At 65.7% G+C, this 11,718-nt stretch carries 13 protein-coding genes; 7 read left to right on the plus strand and 6 right to left on the minus strand.

The genetic code is table 11. The annotated features are described in order from the left end of the window. The first annotated feature begins 564 nt into the window (after nt 1-564). Nucleotides 565-1,368, plus strand: a complete 804-nt coding sequence (locus GGR90_RS19175; protein ID WP_209023891.1) for a hypothetical protein — start codon at nt 565-567, stop codon at nt 1,366-1,368. Between the two features lie 316 nt (nt 1,369-1,684). On the opposite strand, the gene GGR90_RS19180 is transcribed toward GGR90_RS19175, so the two are convergent. Further along, nucleotides 1,685-3,487, minus strand: a complete 1,803-nt coding sequence (locus tag GGR90_RS19180; protein ID WP_167923018.1) for a sensor domain-containing diguanylate cyclase — start codon at nt 3,485-3,487, stop codon at nt 1,685-1,687. Between the two features lie 55 nt (nt 3,488-3,542). Then, nucleotides 3,543-4,148 carry a TetR/AcrR family transcriptional regulator gene (locus GGR90_RS19185; RefSeq protein WP_167923019.1) on the minus strand — a complete coding sequence of 202 codons (606 nt, stop codon included), beginning with the start codon at nt 4,146-4,148 and terminating at the stop codon, nt 3,543-3,545. Between the two features lie 80 nt (nt 4,149-4,228). On the opposite strand from GGR90_RS19185, the gene GGR90_RS19190 reads away from it, so the two are divergent. Next, the gene (locus GGR90_RS19190; RefSeq protein WP_167923020.1) at nt 4,229-5,671 is read left to right on the plus strand and encodes an 8'-apo-carotenoid 13,14-cleaving dioxygenase; all 1,443 of its coding nucleotides are present in this window, start codon (nt 4,229-4,231) and stop codon (nt 5,669-5,671) included. On the opposite strand, the gene GGR90_RS19195 is transcribed toward GGR90_RS19190, so the two are convergent. Next, nucleotides 5,592-6,380, minus strand: coding sequence for an NTP transferase domain-containing protein (locus GGR90_RS19195; protein ID WP_342449968.1), 789 nt, complete (start codon nt 6,378-6,380; stop codon nt 5,592-5,594). The two genes, GGR90_RS19190 and GGR90_RS19195, sit on opposite strands and share 80 nt — an antisense overlap. A gap of 68 nt (nt 6,381-6,448) precedes the next feature. Continuing rightward, nucleotides 6,449-7,477: a D-alanine--D-alanine ligase family protein gene (locus GGR90_RS19200; RefSeq protein ID WP_209023892.1), complete on the minus strand. Its 1,029-nt coding sequence runs from the start codon at nt 7,475-7,477 to the stop codon at nt 6,449-6,451. Between the two features lie 130 nt (nt 7,478-7,607). Between GGR90_RS19200 and GGR90_RS19205 the strand changes: the two genes are divergently transcribed. Together GGR90_RS19205 and GGR90_RS19210 are read left to right on the plus strand one after the other, a co-directional pair. Beyond that, the gene (locus GGR90_RS19205) at nt 7,608-7,766 is read left to right on the plus strand and encodes a hypothetical protein (protein WP_167923022.1); all 159 of its coding nucleotides are present in this window, start codon (nt 7,608-7,610) and stop codon (nt 7,764-7,766) included. 29 nt (nt 7,767-7,795) lie between these two features. Then, nucleotides 7,796-8,839 carry a hypothetical protein gene (locus GGR90_RS19210; protein ID WP_167923023.1) on the plus strand — a complete coding sequence of 348 codons (1,044 nt, stop codon included), beginning with the start codon at nt 7,796-7,798 and terminating at the stop codon, nt 8,837-8,839. 101 nt (nt 8,840-8,940) lie between these two features. Here GGR90_RS19210 and rplL read toward each other — a convergent pair whose 3' ends face one another. Beyond that, a complete protein-coding gene (gene rplL / locus GGR90_RS19215; protein WP_167923024.1) occupies nt 8,941-9,312 on the minus strand; it encodes a 50S ribosomal protein L7/L12 in 372 nt (123 codons plus the stop codon). Nucleotides 9,313-9,368: 56 nt separating this feature from the next. Further along, complete coding sequence (gene rplJ, locus GGR90_RS19220) at nt 9,369-9,884, minus strand: 50S ribosomal protein L10 (RefSeq protein WP_166941561.1); 516 nt, start codon at nt 9,882-9,884, stop codon at nt 9,369-9,371. Between the two features lie 459 nt (nt 9,885-10,343). On the opposite strand from rplJ, the gene GGR90_RS19225 reads away from it, so the two are divergent. The 3 genes from GGR90_RS19225 (at nt 10,344) to GGR90_RS19235 (ending at nt 11,601) form a co-directional block, all read left to right on the plus strand. After that, on the plus strand, nt 10,344-10,919 hold the full coding sequence (locus GGR90_RS19225) for a PadR family transcriptional regulator (protein WP_381449276.1): 576 nt from the start codon (nt 10,344-10,346) through the stop codon (nt 10,917-10,919). Continuing rightward, nucleotides 10,919-11,239 (plus strand): DUF2218 domain-containing protein, encoded by a 321-nt coding sequence (locus GGR90_RS19230; RefSeq protein ID WP_167923026.1) that lies wholly within the window; start codon nt 10,919-10,921, stop codon nt 11,237-11,239. Before GGR90_RS19225 ends, GGR90_RS19230 begins: the two co-directional genes overlap by 1 nt. 116 nt (nt 11,240-11,355) lie before the next feature. Next, the gene (locus GGR90_RS19235) at nt 11,356-11,601 is read left to right on the plus strand and encodes a TFIIB-type zinc ribbon-containing protein (RefSeq protein ID WP_245198848.1); all 246 of its coding nucleotides are present in this window, start codon (nt 11,356-11,358) and stop codon (nt 11,599-11,601) included. Nucleotides 11,602-11,718: the final 117 nt, after the last annotated feature.

Genomic DNA, 11,718 nt, shown 5'->3' on the forward strand with positions numbered 1-11,718 from the left:
GGATTAGCAAGCGAAGCAGGCACGAATGATTGATTATCCGTCATATTGAGAAGGTAACTATGATCGCGATTGACCGCAATGTCCGCAACCGGTCGGTAGCGGCCATCCCCTGTTTCCGTTCGTGTCGAGCGAAGTCGAGACACCCATCGACGCAGCGCCGCGCCCGATGAGCATCTCGACTTCCGGCGCAGCCGGAAGTTTATCCTGAGCGCCCGCCAAAGCAGTCGAAGGGTTCGATGCGAACCGATTCAGGAACGGCTACTCCGCACCAGCCGTTGCCCACCGCCCCGTCCTATCCCGGAGGAAACGAGGCACAACGCATCAGTCACCCGAACCCGGCGTGAATAACCGAGCCCCGGAATGGCACAGGATTCGCCTCATCTCCGCCGCCAGCCTCCACCCACAGGCTCGCTTCACCCCATCCCCTGCACGGTTCGTCAGCCTTGGCGTGGCCCTTGCGGTCTTATGCGCGTTCAAGCTTCACACCGTTTCAATCCCATTTTCTCAAGGAGACCCCAAGCGATGCGGAAACTCGCAGGCTTTGTTGCAACTTTCTCTCTCGGCGTGGCCGCCGTCTTGGCCGCCCCCGCAATGGCGCAGGACGCCGCCGCGGCGACCGTCGACCTTGCGGTCGGCACCCAGGTTTTCGATTCCGAAGGCGCCGTGCTCGGCACCGTCGCGAGCGCGCAGGGCGCGAACGTCGTCGTCGACCTTGGCGAAGGCAAGCAGGTCACCCTTCCCACCAATTCGTTCGGCAAGCTCGAACAGGGTCCGACGATCGGCGCCACCAAGGCACAGGTCATCGCCGCGGTCGATCAGGCCGCGGCCGGCAACGAGGCCAAGCTCACCGCCGCGCTTCAGCCCGGCACCGACGTGCGCGGCGTCAATGGCGACGCCACTCTCGGCAAGGTCAAGCTCGTCGCCGCCGACGGCGTGGTCCTCACCACCCCGACCGGCGACGTGAAACTGCCGCGCACCGCCTTCTTCATCGGCCAGGCCGGTCTCGCGACCAGCTTCACGGCGGAACAATTCGCCGCCGCGATGCAGCAAGTGAACACCGCCGCCGCCGCCGATGACGCCGCGGTCGCCGCCGCGCTCGTCGCCGGCACCGACGTCCGCAGCCTCAAGGGCACCGCCGTGCTCGGCACGGTCAAGTCGGCCAGCGCCGATGCGGTCGTCGTGACGACCCCCGGCGGCGACGACGTCAGCCTGCCGCGCAGCGCTTTCCTGATGTCGCCCACCGGCCTCGCCGCGGCCTATACCGCCGACCAGTTCGCCGCCGCCGTCGCGCAAGTGACGGGCGAACCGGCGCCGCAGGCCGAAACGACCGCCGCCGCCGACGCGACGGTGGAACAGCCGGCCAACTAAGCCTTTCGGCATTTTCGGTTGAGGGCGCGGGAGCACGGCTTCCGCGCCCTTTTCCATGCCCAGGTCGCGGCTGGAGCGCGATGCTTAAATCTGCGCATCTTGGGAATATCCGCTTGCGACCGATTGCGGCCGAAGCGTAATTGCTCTCTCCCCTTCAGGGGAGAGATACGAAGGCTTGCCGGTTTTACCGGCTAGCCGAAGTTGAGAGGGGCATGAGCCGCTTCGGCCCCCTCTCCCAACCCTCTCCCCTGAAGGGGAGAGGGCTATGGCAGCTCCCCACCCCAAAGCCGACGCTCCCCAAATTCGGACCGCCCCCTCACGCCGCCATGCGCAGCCGGTTCCGGCCCTCGCGCTTGGCCGCGTAAAGCGCCTGATCCGCGCGGTGCAGCAGTTCCTCGATGTCGAGTTCGCCGTCGAACACCGCAAGCCCGATGCTGACCGTCGCCTGCGGCAGGCCCTCTTCGGCCGCGGTGCCGGTCTCGACCGCCTTGCGCACGCGCTCAGCGACCATTTCGGCGGCCTGCGCGCTCGATCGCTGCAGGATGCAGACGAATTCCTCGCCGCCGATGCGGCCGAGCATATCCTCGTCGCGCAGCGCCGCCTTGGCGCGCTGCCCGACGCGGTGGATGACGCGGTCGCCCATCGCATGGCCGTGGGCATCGTTGATCCGCTTGAAATGATCGATGTCGAACACCGCGACCGCCAGCGGGGCGCCATGGTCGCGCGCGCCCGCCAGCGCCTTTTCAAGAAAGGCCAGCGTGTGCCGCCGATTGGGCAGGCCGGTCAGCATGTCGGTGTTCGCGACGCGCTCGGCGGCGCTGCGCGCGGCTTCCAATATCCGCGCATTTTCAACCGTTTCGGTGACATCCTGCACGGTGCCGAAAATCGCGATCGCCTGCCCGCCACGGCCCGTCTCGATCGATCCGTGCGACTTCACATGACGGATCTCGCCGTCGGCGCGCCTTATACGTCCCTGAAATTCGAAGGGCTCGCCGGTGCTGACCGCCACTTCCAATATCTTGCGGACCGCGGCCCCGTCCTCGGCGACATATTGCTTCACGCTGTAATTCACATCGACCGGCGAGCCCGGCACCAGCCCGTGGACGCGATAGGCCTGGTCGGACCAGTGGATCGTCCAGCCGATGAGGTCGACGCGCCAATGGCCGACGAGCGCCGCCGCCTCAGCCTGCAGCAGCCAGCGGTTGCTCTGCTCCAGCCGCTTCGCCAGCCGCTGGCGCACGATCAGCAGCGCCGCCAGCGGCAGCGTCGTGAACAGAAGCGACAGCAGGTAGAATTGCAGGAACAGCACTTTGACCTTCGGAGCCTCCTCGATCGCGGCGATCGGGCCATAGCCCTGCCCGGTCATCAGCGATGTGATGATCGTCACGATCAGCATCCCCGCGGCGGCGCCGAACGGACCGAGCCGATAGGCGGCGGCGACGACCGCGATGCACGGCAAGAAGGTCAGCGGGAAATGCGCCTGCGTGAAGGCGGCGATGGTGACGAGGCCCGCGCCGGTCAGGATCGCCGCCGCCTCCACCTTCATCGCCGCCGACGCCCTGCCCATCGCATTGGTCCCGAGCATCCGCGCGAGCATCACGATTGGCGGCGTCACGATCAGCATGCCGAGCAACACCGTCGTCAGCCACGATAGAAAGAAATCGACGCTCGCCCCCGCGAGCATCGCCACCAGCGCCCAGACGATCGCGGCACTCACCACGCTCGCGCCGAGCGCCGCGGCGCAGAAAAGCGCGACCGAGCGCGGTGCCATGAACGACAGTTCGCCCGGCTCGCGGCGGCGAATCAGCCACAGCGCGACCGCTGCTTCGCACCCGTTCGCGAAACTATAGGCGAAACAGGACGCGAGCGGCACGCCGCTCCATATATTCGCCGCGAGGCTCGACAGGATCATGCCCGCAAAAGCCGAAACGCGCGCGCGCGGATAAGCGGGCATCAACAGCAGCAGCGCGAGGACATAGCCGCTCGCCGGCCAGACCGCCGCCATATTGTCGGCGCCCTTGGTCGCGTGCAGCGACAGGCTCGCGAGCAGGAAATATCCCGTTGCGGTCAACAGGAACCAAAAGACCGCTTCGACTCTGGGGGACAGCGACTGGGTCATGCGACCAGTTAACCCAAAAGGGGAAAATAAACCGCTAATATATATAGGCGCGCGATCAGCCCACGCCGCCGAAGGTCAGGCTGACAACTTCCGCGACCATCGCTTCGTCCCATTCGATGCGCCGGTCGAGGATCAGCATCGCGAGGCCATGCACCAGCGCCCACGCATGCAGCGCGGCGGTATCGACATTTTCCACGCCCGGCAGCGCCTCGCCGACCCCGGCACGCAGCAAATTATAGGCGACTTCGCCGCCGTCGCCGCTTTCCTTGCGGTCGGGCATCTGGCGCGTGAAGCTCAAGCGAAAAAGCGCGGGCTCGTCGTGGGCGAAGCGGACATAGGCGGTGCCCGTCGCCTTGAAGCCCGCGACCCCGCCGCCCGCCTTCAGCCAGGCCTGCGCCTGTAGCGCGCCGAGCCGCCGCAGCCCCTCGTCGGCGAGCGCGTCGAGCAGCGCCTCCTTGTCGGGAAAATGGCGGTAAAGCGCGGTCGCGCTGACCCCGACGTCGCGCGCGAGCGCGCGCAAGCCGAGTTCGGCGCCGTCGCCCTCCGCGAGCCGGTCGAGCCCCGCCGCGATCACCGCCGCGCGCAAGTCGCCATGATGATAGCCGCGCGCGGTCTTTGCACCGCCGCTTTTTATGTTGACACTGTTATCTTTGCTTGCCATGATGTTGCCACTGTAAACATATCGAGTCGCCCGCGCAACCCTCCGCGGCACCTTCGTCACCTTCCGTAAGGAGCATCCCCATGGCAAGCAACGTCGAAACCCTGATCCGCGGCGCGGTCGTCAAAGGCATCGGCAAGCTCGCCGACTTCAACCGCAAACGCCTCCCCCGCCCCACCGACGCCCATCCCTTCCTCACCGGCATCCACAAACCGATGACCGAGGAATTCACGCTCGAGGAACTGCGCGTCGATGGCGAGATCCCGTCGCAGTTGACCGGCCGCTATCTCCGCAACGGCCCGAATCCCGCCGCCGCGCCCGATCCCGCGAGCTATCACTGGTTCACCGGCGCCGGCATGGTCCACGGCATCCGGATCGAACGCGGCAAGGCCGACTGGTATCGCAACCGCTGGGTGCGCGGCAGCGAGGCGTGCGAAATGCTCGGCGAGGAACTGCCCCCGGGCCCGCGCGAAGGCCGCAACGACGCGCCGAACACCAATGTCGTCGGCCTAACCGGCCGCACTTTCGCCATCGTCGAAGCGGGCGGAAAGCCCGTCGAGCTTGGCTATGAATTGAACACGATCGCGCACAATCCCTTCGACGGCACGCTGATCGGCGGATATACGGCGCACCCGCATCACGACCCCTTCACCGACGAGACGCACGCGATCACCTATCGCGGCGACGAGCCGAACAAGGTCTGGCACGTCGTGCTCGACAGCCAAGCGCATGTGATCCGCGAGGAAGCGATCGCGGTGAGCGACGGCCCGTCGATCCACGATTGCGCGATCACCGAAAATTATGTGCTGGTCTTCGACCTGCCCGTCACCTTCTCGATGAAGATGCTGCTCGGCGGCTACAGCTTCCCCTACGCATGGAACGATGCGCATCCGGCGCGGGTCGGCCTCCTTCGCAGGAATGGCAGGGGCGACAGCATCGCCTGGACCCCGGTCGAGCCCTGCTATGTCTTCCACCCGGCCAACGCTTATGAAACGGGCGACGGCAAGGTGATCGTCGACCTCGTCGCGCACGAAACGATGTTCGCCGAATCGAAGCGCGGGCCCGATAGCCAAAAATCCCGCATGGAGCGATGGACGATCGATCCCGCCGCGGGCACGACGGTTCGCGCCGTCATCCACGACCATGCGCAAGAATTCCCGCGCTATGACGAGCGGCTGACAACGCGGCCGTATCGCTATGCCTACAGCGTCGCGATCCCCGACGAACAGTCGGCGGAATGGGCGCTCGCCGAAACGCGGCTGTTCAAACATGATCTGGAACAGGGCTCGACGGCCGTCCACGATTTCGGCCCCGGCCGCCATCCCGGCGAATTCGTTTTCGTGCCCCGGAACGCAGAGGGAGCCGAAGACGACGGCTGGCTGATCGGCTTGGTCGTCAACATGAATGACGAGACCACCGACCTCGTCATCCTGAACGCCGACGACTTTACCGGGTCACCGCAAGCCGTTGTCCATTTGCCGCACCGGGTTCCTCCGGGGTTCCACGGCAATTGGATCGCGGATTGATCCTGTCGCGGCGCCCCATCAGCGCCTCGGTCACCCGCAGCGACCGTTCATTGTCGACATCGATCGCCGTCGCCCCGTTGCTGATCAGCAGCGGGGCGATCTCGACCTTCAGCTGGCGCGAGATGCGCGCGAAAACATGGTGGATCGGCCCCAGCCCAAAGCGGAAACGCAGCAGGTTGATCGAACCGAATGCCCGCATCACCCGAAGCGGCTTCTTGACGAACTGCCCCCCGCCGCGAAAAGCCTCCGCCGCTTTCAAGGCGCCGGGATGGCCGATCCAATAGGCGTTGCAGTTCGACACCGCGACGTCGGAAAACTCGTAAAAGCGCCGTTGACCTTCTGGATGGACCGCAAGCACATCCTCGCGCCGCGCCAGCGCCACACCCGCATCGACGCCCAGCCGCATCGCCTCCGCTTCGATCTCGGCGATCGTCGCCGGCGTCAGCAGGCAATTATCGGCGGTCGTGATGAGGAGCGGAAGTTCCGCGGCGCCGGCAACCGCGAGGACCGAATCCGCCAGATTGTCCGCCGCGGGCACGACGGTCAGGCGACCGCCCAGCGATCTGGCGACCGGGTCATCCAGATCCCCCAACAAGTCGGCGTGATGTGTCGAGACGAATATATGCGTCGACGCGCTGGCTGCGGCGCTTTCCAGCACATGCGCAATCATCGGCCTCCCCGAGACCGGGACGAGGCATTTGTCCGCCACGCCACGGGCTTTCGCAAGCGGGTCCTCGGCGCCGGTCCTACGGCCCGCGAGGATCAGTATCGACCCGCTCACGCCGCGTCCCGCCGCGCCGCCGCGGGCGCGATCTGGCGGATCATGCTTTCGGCGACGATCGTCTCGATCAGTTCGGCATGCGTGAAACCGGCGACCACGGCGGAGCGCGAAAACAGCTTTTCCGACCACAGGTTGCAATTGAGATTGACCTCGAGCAGCCGCACGTCCCCGGTCGCGTGGTCGACGCGGAATTCGAAGCGGCCATAATCGAACGGACGGAAGATATCCGCCATCCGCGCCGTATAGTCGGCGACCCGGCCGGCAATGAATGGATCATCGAAACGCTTGGTTGAATACCCGACATTGCCGACCAAGTCGCGCTTCTCCTGGTAAGAGCGAAGCTGGGTCGGGTCGGCCTGCTCGAAGATCATCATTGGCAGCATCGCCGGCTCGCTGCGGAGCGTGATCACGGGCACTTCAATGTCGCTGCCGTCGATAAAGGGTTCGACGATCGCGTCGTGGTCAAGCGCGTGAATCTCGACGACCGCCTGCGCAAGCTGCGTACGGTCGTGCGCATCGCGGACGCCCCACGAGGCGGAGCTGTTGTTCGGCTTGATCACCCAGCGCCGAGCAGGAGGACAGCGCGATACATCGACGGGCGCTCCACGGCGGAACAACACCCAAGGCGCGGTGGGCACGCCGCGCGCCGCGGCCTCGAGCTTGGTTAGATGCTTGTCGTCGGACAGGCCGCGAACGATCGGCGAGGCGCCCAGATACGGCAAGCCATGCTGGTTGCACAGCAGGGGGACCAGCATTTCGGAATTGAAGAAGCCACCGCGGTTCAGAAGTGGAAAAACGAAGTCGACCGCCGGCCGGTCGAACAACGCGGCATAGCTGTCGGCGATCGACAGCGCCATTCCAAGCCCCTCAAGCGTTTCGCGCATCTCCCGGTGATAGGGCGCGTGGTTGCCGTCATCGGGATGCAGACCGCCCGTCCAGCGCGCATGTTTGGCGATGAAAAGCAGGCGCTGCGTTTCGCGCAGATGGTCGGGCATCCGGGTGGGAACGAGGTCGGTGGTCTTCATACCCGGCGTTGATCACGGCAAGGTTGCGCGCGAATGACGTATTGGTGACGCGGCTGACATCAAAGCGCAAAACCACTGTCACTTTCTCTAATCGGACGTCAGGAAAGGTCGCCCTTCTTCACCCCGTGCTATGATCGACCGCATCCCGCGCCGATCGCTCTATGTTTTGCCGGTCACGATCCATCGCACCGGAATCTTCGCCGCGCCGTTCGGCGCGCACGGCTCGTCGTGGAAGCGACGCATCTCGGGCAGCACTTTCAACCCATGGTTCGTTCCTTCCTCACTATGACAAAGAATATCGCCCTCTCCCGCCCCGCCATGAGCGCGATTGCCGCGTTTCTGGCCCTGTCCACCCCCGCCGCCTTCGCTCAGGAAGCGCCGACCATCACGATGACCCCGCCCGTCGCGGCACCCGCGCCCCAAACCCCGCCGACGGTGCCCGAGCCGAGCGCGCCGACACCAATCGCCGCCCCGGAAACCGCGCAGCCGCCTGCTACGCAGCCCGCTGTCACGCCGCCGCAGGCGCCGAAGCCGGTTATCCGTGTGCCGCTTGAGATCGAGCCCGCGGAAACCGCCCCCGCACCGAAGGCGGCCGAGCGAGCCGCTCCCGCTCCGGCCAAGAGCGAACGCACCGCGCCACGCGCCCGCACCGCCGCCGCTCCGGCCTCAGCGCCTGAGCCGGCCGCTGAGACGCCCTCCGATGCCGCGCCCGTCCAAGATGTCGCACCTGTCGCCGCGCCGATGACTGCCGCCGAACCGGTCGTCGAGGCCGCATCGCCGCCGCCCACTGAAAATGCCAGCGCTGGCGGAAGCGATTTCCCTTGGGAACTCGCCGGCGGCGCTGCCGCGCTGCTGATCGTCGGCGGCGCGGGTCTCGCCTTTGCGCGCCGCCGCCGCAACGAGCGCGCGGTTGCCGAAGATGCGCTCGCCTATGATCGTGAGCCTGCGATCTCTCGCACGCCCGTCGTGGCCGAGGGACAGGGCGCCGAAGCCCAGTCGTGGGTTACCCCGGCCTATACTGCGCGCGAACGCGTCGATGCACCGCGCACCACCCCCGCCTTCGCCGCGGCGCCGAGCGGCAGCATGGGACGCCATGAAGCGATGGCGCTCGCAGGGCCGACGCCCGACAATCCCTTTGCGACGCTCAGCAAGCGCCTCAAGCGCGCGCGCTTTCTCGATCGTCAGGAACGCGCCGCTTACGACGAAACGCTGGGTCAGCAGCGGGATTTGACGACAAAGCCGGTCAGCGCATGGGAAATCGCGCAGCGCCCGGCCGCACCCGCCGCGCAGGAGCAGGATGTCCGTCGCCCCGAACCCGGTCGCGGTCGTCCCGGCCTTCGTCCGGGTTTTGCCCGCAACTGACGGGTGACCTGCCCCAAAAAAAGGGCGGTGCCTCGCAGCACCGCCCTTTTCTTTTTCGCTGGAAGCCGGCCGGAAGAACCGGCCGGTCCTACCGAACCAAATTACTTCAGTTCGACGGTCGCGCCGGCGGCGAGCAGCTTGGCCTTCAGCTCTTCAGCTTCAGCCTTGCTGGCGCCTTCCTTGACGGCCTTCGGTGCGCCTTCGACGAGCGCCTTGGCTTCGCCGAGACCCAGGCCGGTGATCGCACGGACTTCCTTGATGACGTTGATCTTGTTGCCGCCGTCACCCGTCAGGATGACGTCGAATTCGGTCTGCTCTTCAGCAGCCGGGCCAGCGGCGGCGGCGGCCGGAGCGGCAGCAACAGCAGCGGCAGCCGAAACGCCCCACTTTTCTTCGAGCATCTTCGAAAGGTCAGCAGCTTCCAGAACGGTCAGCGCCGACAGGTCTTCAACGATCTTTGCGAGATCAGCCATGTTCATTCTCCATCAGAACCGGGATATCCCGGCAGTAAGTTTCAGTTAGTTCGAAATCACGCTGCTTCTTTGGCGGCATATGCGCCAAAAACCCGCGCCAACTGGCCCGCCGGGGCTGCGGCGATCTGCGCAACCTTGGTGGCCGGAGCCTGCACCAGACCGATAATCTTGGCGCGGAGCTCGTCGAGCGAGGGAAGCGAAGCAAGCGCTTTGACGCCATTCACGTCGAGGACCACGTCGCCCATGCCGCCGCCAACGATTTCAAGCTTGTCGTTGGTCTTGGCAAATTCCACGGCGATCTTCGCAGCCGAGACCGGATCGGTCGAGGTTGCAAGGGCTGTGGGACCGGTCAGCAGTTCGCCGATACCGGTGTAGGACGTGCCATCGAGCGCGATTTTGGCAAGACGGTTCTTCGTGACGCGAAAGTCGGCCCCTGCATCGCGCATCTGCTGGCGCAGCACCGTCGACTGAGCGACGGTCATGCCGAGGTTGCGGACGACCACAACAGCAGCAGCTGATCCCAGCGTAGCGTTCAGCGAGGATACGGCTTCGGCCTTTTCCGTACGATCCATGCCTATACTCCACTCATCTGCCCGGATGCCCATGCGCCGAAACGCCTGGAGCCGCCGGGCGGCTAACACACGCAAATGCCGGCGCGAGCCAAGGCTCACCTGCATTCGCGCAACGATGTCCGATGGGGTCGGTCAAGACGCGTCGCCTGATAACAGGCGGGCGACCGAATAAGACTGTTCCCCGTCTCGGCTGGAAATTAAGAAGGGCAAAGTCCCTTCACCAACTGTCTCGGACGGAATTGCCCCAGGCGAACCCGCGACAACACGGGGGCGCTGATAGCGGGAATCGGGGGGAAGTCAAGGAATTGCGGAAGTTGGCGAAGGTGCCGCGTAGCGCCTCTTGTAAAGTTTGTTTCAAGATATATCTTAGACGCATCGAATCATATGAAGGAGTTCGAGATGCGACATGGAATAAACCGAGGGGGAATGAACCGGCACGGCTGCGGCGAGCGCCACGCCATGCACCACATGGTGCGCGAAGCGATGCGCCACGGGATGCACCGCGGCGGGCATGGTTTCGGCGGCCGCGGCTTTGGCGGACGCCACGGACATGACGACGACGGCCGCGGCCGCCGCCAGCGGATGTTCGACAGCGGCGAGCTGCGGCTCGTGCTCCTGAAGCTGATCGCCGACGAACCGCGGCACGGATATGATCTGATCCGCCGGATCGAGGAACTGACCGGCGGCGCCTATGCGCCGAGCCCGGGAGTGATCTATCCCACCCTCACGCTGCTCGACGACATGGGTCTGATCGAAGCGCAACAAAGCGAGGGCGCGAAGAAATTGTTCGCGATCACCGACGCCGGCACCGCCGAGCTGGAGGCCAACAAGGAGAGCGCCGAACGCCTGATCGCGCGCCTGGCCGACATCGGCGAAGAGCGCCAGCGCACCGACAGCGCCTCGGTCCGCCGCGCGATGGGCAATCTGAAGGCCGTGCTGATGAACCGGCTCGGCGAACGCGACCTCGACGAAGCGACGCTGCACGACATCGTCGCGCTGATCGACGAGGCGGCGCAGAAGATCGAGCGGCTGTGATGACGAGTGCGATCGCCAAGGTTCCGACCGCACACGGAAGCAAATATCTCCAGCAATTGTGCAAGCATTGGCAGCATAATCTCGCGGTCACCTTCACCCCCGAGCATGGCACCGTGACCTTCCCCAAGGATGCGCGCGGTGCGACCTGGACGGACGACGCGCTCGTCACCTTCGATGCGGACGCGAACGCGCTGGCGGTCCGTATCGACGCGAGCGGCGCCGACCATCTGGAAGCGATGAAAGGCGTCGTCGCGCGCCACCTCGACCGCTTCGCTTTTCGCGAAGCGCCCTTGCCCTTCGACTGGCATCCGGTAGTTTGACGGAACGCCGTCCGCGCGTGCCGCGTTGGGCGTTCATAACTCTCCCCTTAAAGGAAGGAATATCCGTGACCGATTCCCAAGGCCTGCTTTGCCCGACCTGCCGCGTGAATTTGACGATGTCGGAACGTCAGGGGATCGAGATCGATTATTGCCCGCAATGCCGCGGCGTGTGGCTCGATCGCGGCGAACTCGACAAGATCATCGAGCGCAGCGAAGCCGCGAGCGCCCCCGCGCCACGCGCCTCGGCCCCTCCCCCGCCGCCGCAGCCCGAATATCGCGAGCGCGGCCATGACGACCGTCATTATGGCAAGCCGTACAAGAAGAATTACAAGAAGAGCTTCCTCAGCGAATTGTTCGACTGAACCGGCGGCGGGGGGGGGGGGGGGGGGGGGGGGGCGGGGGGGGGGGGGGGCGGGGGGGGCGCGGGGGGGGGCGCGGGGGGGCGGGGGGGGGGGTGTTGGATTTCTGCGCGGCTGCGG

This window comes from Sphingopyxis italica (genome assembly GCF_011926545.1).
Classification (GTDB): domain Bacteria; phylum Pseudomonadota; class Alphaproteobacteria; order Sphingomonadales; family Sphingomonadaceae; genus Sphingopyxis; species Sphingopyxis italica.

Coding starts and splice junctions, on each gene's coding strand:
- GGR90_RS19205 (WP_167923022.1), top strand. CDS start 7,608: ATGATCGACCGCATCCCGCGCCGATCGCTCTATGTTTTGCCGGTCACG.
- GGR90_RS19230 (WP_167923026.1), top strand. CDS start 10,919: ATGACGAGTGCGATCGCCAAGGTTCCGACCGCACACGGAAGCAAATAT.
- GGR90_RS19200 (WP_209023892.1), bottom strand. CDS start 7,477: ATGAAGACCACCGACCTCGTTCCCACCCGGATGCCCGACCATCTGCGC.
- GGR90_RS19190 (WP_167923020.1), top strand. CDS start 4,229: ATGGCAAGCAACGTCGAAACCCTGATCCGCGGCGCGGTCGTCAAAGGC.
- GGR90_RS19185 (WP_167923019.1), bottom strand. CDS start 4,148: ATGGCAAGCAAAGATAACAGTGTCAACATAAAAAGCGGCGGTGCAAAG.
- GGR90_RS19225 (WP_381449276.1), top strand. CDS start 10,344: ATGCACCACATGGTGCGCGAAGCGATGCGCCACGGGATGCACCGCGGC.
- rplL (WP_167923024.1), bottom strand. CDS start 9,312: ATGGCTGATCTCGCAAAGATCGTTGAAGACCTGTCGGCGCTGACCGTT.
- rplJ (WP_166941561.1), bottom strand. CDS start 9,884: ATGGATCGTACGGAAAAGGCCGAAGCCGTATCCTCGCTGAACGCTACG.
- GGR90_RS19180 (WP_167923018.1), bottom strand. CDS start 3,487: ATGACCCAGTCGCTGTCCCCCAGAGTCGAAGCGGTCTTTTGGTTCCTG.
- GGR90_RS19210 (WP_167923023.1), top strand. CDS start 7,796: ATGAGCGCGATTGCCGCGTTTCTGGCCCTGTCCACCCCCGCCGCCTTC.
- GGR90_RS19235 (WP_245198848.1), top strand. CDS start 11,356: ATGTCGGAACGTCAGGGGATCGAGATCGATTATTGCCCGCAATGCCGC.